Genomic DNA, 4,094 nt, shown 5'->3' with positions numbered 1-4,094 from the left:
GGGCGGTGGGGGATTATTATGCTGTAAAACCCGAAAAGATCGAGAAGACAGTGGATGAAACCATGAAAGTTGAAAATCAAAAAGGACTAACAGTTGTGGCCTTAGGAGATTCCTTGACGAGAGGAACGGGTGATGAAACAGGTAAAGGCTATGTAGGGGATGTAGTGGATGAAATAAAAGAGAAAACAAAACGAGCAGTCCAACTTACCAATCTTGGCATAAACGGACAAAGATCCGATCAGCTTCGTGAGCAGATACAGCAGACAGAAGTGGGCCGGCAAATAGCAAAAGCAAATGTAATTTTAGTAACCATTGGTGGAAATGATTTATTTAGGGGAGGACAAGGTCTCGAAGATTTTCAGACTGGAGAGATTGCTACCATAGAGAAAAAATACCTTGAAAATCTAAGGATTATTTTTGAGGAAATCCGGAAACACAACCAGAACGCAAATGTTTTTTTTATTGGCTTGTATAATCCTTTTATCGAACTCGACCAAGGGAAGGAAACCTCAAAAGTCATTAGACAGTGGAATTATGATAGTGCTGAGGTAAGTGCAACATTTCCCAAGATTATCTTTGTCCCGACATTTGATTTATTTGAGCTGAAGGTTAATGATTATCTATATTCTGATAAGTTTCATCCAAATGCCAAAGGGTACCGCTTGATTGCGGAACGTGTGGCTTCATTGCTTACTTGGTGAGGAGAAAAAGTCCATGGAGAAAAAAATTACGTTATCAGTGAGAGACTTAAAGAAAACGATTGGCCGAAAGGAAATTATCAAGGGGCTCACCTTTGATTTGCGTGAAGGTGAGGTATTTGGCTTCCTTGGACCAAACGGGGCCGGTAAAACCACCACGATTCGGATGCTTGTAGGTCTTATTAAACCAAGTTCTGGAAAAATTGAGCTATGCGGTTATAATATTGATCACCACTTCCGGGAAGCGATGCAGAATCTTGGCTGTATCGTAGAAAATCCAGAATTGTATCCTTATCTTTCAGGCTATAACAACTTGCTGCATTTTGCCAGAATGCTTGATGGGGTAGGGGATGAACGGATTAAAGAAGTAACAGAACTTGTAGGTTTAACAGAAAGGATTCATGATAAAGTTAAAACCTATTCATTAGGAATGCGCCAGCGTCTAGGGATTGCACAAGCCTTATTAGGGAATCCCAAAATATTAATATTGGATGAACCTACTAATGGACTCGATCCAGCAGGCATCCGCGAAATGCGGGAATTTATTCGTTTTCTTGCTGAGAAAGAGGGTCTTAGTGTCCTTGTTTCGAGTCACCTATTAAGTGAAATTCAGCTTTTATGTGACAGGGTAGCTATCATGACTAGAGGAACCATCATCACTATTGATACAGTACAACACTTATTAGAAAATCGTGAACGAATGGTTTGGCGTTTGCAGCCTTTAGAAAAAGGGAAAGAAATATTAGAGAAGTGGACTGCTATTGAGGTGAAGGATGATGACACCATTTGGACCGAGTTTGATGCGCAAAAAACTCCGGAGTGGAACAGGCGGCTTGTGAATGAGGGTGTTTCCGTTTTGGAAATGAATCGTAGAATGCCAGTCTTGGAAGATTTATTCCTGGAGTTAACCGGGGGTGAGACCATTGACTAAACTGGTACAAAATGAAATGATGAAGGTTATTGCCAAAAAGCGTCTTGTCGTGATTGCTCTGATTATCGGAGTTTTAGTTGTATTATTTACGTATGCACAATATAAGCAAACCGAGACACAGCGTGAAAAATTGGGTACCAGTGATTGGAGGACGATTTTACAGCAGCAAATTGTTGATACCACGAACAGACTAAGCAGCAGCCGGATCTCCGATGAATGGAAAAAACAATTGCAAATTAGCTTACAGCAGCAACAATATTATCTCGATCATGATATCAATCCCTCTGAACCCGGAGCACCAACCTTTATACGAATTTTTCTTGAAAATTCAATTGATTTATTTATTCCATTGATGGTCATGGTGATTGCCAGCGATTTGGTATCCTCAGAGCATAGTGTTGGTACTGTGAAGCTTTTATTAACTAGGCCGGTTCGAAGGTGGAAGGTCCTTTTAAGTAAATACATAACGTTATGTCTAGCGGTCTCATTAATTATAGCCATAGCTGGCATTCTTTCCTATTTGATTTCAGGAGTAGTTTTTGGCTACAAAGGTTGGGGTACCCCGATATTAACTGGATTTAATGTTACCGATTCAGGATTAAATACTTCTGAAGTTAAACTGTTAAGTCTTTGGAAGTATTTATTAATGGATTTTGGACTTGTTTGGTTTGTTGCCATCGTCGTCGGAACGTTATCCTTTATGCTTTCTGTGCTAATTCGCAGCACCGCTGCAGGTATGGGGGTCATGCTAGCCGCTTTAATATCAGGAGCGATCCTAAGTAATATGGTTTCTTCATGGAATTCCGCCAAATACTTTTTCATGGTCAACTTACGGTTAACTGATTATATGAGGGGCAACGCGCCTCCTATTGAAGGGATGAATTTATCATTTTCCTTAATGGTATTGCTTATATGGTGGGCAGCAGCCTTATTGGTTTCCTTTATTGTCTTTACAAGAAAAGATGTATATTAAAAAAGCCCCGCTCTGTATCGGAGTGGGGCCGATTCCTTACTGTGGGGGAGATAAGGAATCCTGATTCGGGATGATTCTATCATACAGGGGAGGATTCCCCGTGTAACGCATATTATTCTTTTGCCGTAACTTTAACCGGTTCTCGGTCAACTCCAAAATGTTGTTTGACAATCAAGGATAAGCCGCCAAGATTGAATAAATATCGGGCTTCGATTACTTGCTTCATGAATGCACCAATCAATCCTGATAATCGGACTTTTCCTACCAGACCTACACCTGCCCAATTTCCAAGGGAGGCTACAGAGCCCTTATGATGGTATTCAAATATTTTTAATTCTTCGCCACGAATGGATGCCACAATATTTTTGGCACAAACAGGAGCTTGTTGAAGAGCTACCTGTGCTGTAGGAGGTAAAGCGGAATTTTCATTCTTTCTAAACAACGAACAATCTCCGATACTAAAAATATTGCTCATACCCCTTACTCGAAGATGGGGATCCACCGGGATTTTCCCTTTTTCGATTGGAAGGCCAAATTTTTCAACAATGGAATTCCCTTTTACACCGCATGACCAGATGACAGTGCGTGTAGGAATTTCAATTCCGTTCTCAAGCAATAATTTTTCTGCCGTACATTCCAGTATTTTCTTGGAAGTAATTAATTCGATATGGTTCTTCTCAAAGAAATGGGTTGTGTATTCCACTGACTGTTTAGGGAAAAATGGAATAACTGATGGTGCCGCCTCCACAGCAACGATTTTAATGTCTTTTAATGGGATACCGTGCTGGGTACATAATTTAGGCATTGCATCAATAAATTCACCAACCATTTCGATACCAGTAAAACCTCCGCCTGCCACGACAAAAGTCAATCTTGCTGGGTCGTGATCTTGCTTGTACAATTCAAATTGCTTAAGAATTTGGTGATAGATGGCTTTGGAGCTTCTAAAGCTGCGAATTTCAAAGGCATGTTCTTTAATTCCTGGAATTCCAAAGGTTTCTACTTCAAATCCAAGAGCAACTAGTAAGTAATCATATTCAACAGTTTTACCACTTGCAAGCTTTACTTCCTTATTGTTTATATCTACCAAGGAAACTTCGTCTTGAATGAAATATGTTTTGCGTTGATCAATTAATTGAGGTATGGCAATAGCGATTTGCCGATCAACAGCAGTTGCTACTCCAACTTTATGTAATTGGGTAGTAAGATAATGATATCCGTGCTTATTGATTAAGGTGACCTCAGCCTCATTCGTTTTTAATAATTTCTCTAATCTCTTTGTCGTAATAATTCCTCCGTAGCCGCCGCCCAAGATTACAATTTTTGGTTTATTCATCTTCATTCACTCCTAGACCCTTTAAAAGAATATAAGTTATTTGTGAAATACTTCACTTCTCAGATGAAAAAAAACGAGCAAAAGACTATGTGTATGTGAAAATATTCACATTATTTCTAGCTACAGGATACGATACTTTCATAAATACTTCAATAT

At 39.6% G+C, this 4,094-nt stretch carries 4 protein-coding genes; 3 read left to right on the top strand and 1 reads right to left on the bottom strand.

Annotation, left to right across the window (positions count from 1 at the left end):
- The 3 genes from V7083_RS02145 to V7083_RS02135 form a co-directional block, all read left to right on the top strand.
- Positions 1 to 701 (top strand): SGNH/GDSL hydrolase family protein (locus tag V7083_RS02145; RefSeq protein WP_335474885.1); only part of this gene is annotated, 701 nt, incomplete at its 5' end.
- A 13-nt stretch (positions 702 to 714) separates the two neighbouring features.
- Entirely contained in the window at positions 715 to 1,629 is a 915-nt protein-coding gene (locus tag V7083_RS02140) for an ABC transporter ATP-binding protein (RefSeq protein WP_335474883.1), read from the top strand.
- On the top strand, positions 1,622 to 2,602 hold the full coding sequence (locus V7083_RS02135) for an ABC transporter permease (RefSeq protein WP_335474881.1): 981 nt from the start codon (positions 1,622 to 1,624) through the stop codon (positions 2,600 to 2,602). The genes V7083_RS02140 and V7083_RS02135 overlap by 8 nt, the downstream gene beginning before the upstream one ends.
- Before the next feature lie 112 nt (positions 2,603 to 2,714).
- Here V7083_RS02135 and V7083_RS02130 read toward each other — a convergent pair whose 3' ends face one another.
- Positions 2,715 to 3,938, bottom strand: coding sequence for an NAD(P)/FAD-dependent oxidoreductase (locus V7083_RS02130; RefSeq protein ID WP_335474879.1), 1,224 nt, complete (start codon positions 3,936 to 3,938; stop codon positions 2,715 to 2,717).
- Between the last annotated feature and the right edge of the window lie 156 nt (positions 3,939 to 4,094).

This window comes from Bacillus sp. JJ1764 (genome assembly GCF_036962145.1).
Lineage (GTDB): Bacteria > Bacillota > Bacilli > Bacillales > Cytobacillaceae > Neobacillus.
Note: the sequence above shows the minus strand (reverse complement) of the source record. Positions and strands in the feature narration are given on the sequence as shown.

Bases quoted from the DNA above. Each gene is read 5' to 3' on its own strand.
- V7083_RS02140 (WP_335474883.1), top strand. From the start codon at position 715: ATGGAGAAAAAAATTACGTTATCAGTGAGAGACTTAAAGAAAACGATT.
- V7083_RS02130 (WP_335474879.1), bottom strand. From the start codon at position 3,938: ATGAATAAACCAAAAATTGTAATCTTGGGCGGCGGCTACGGAGGAATT.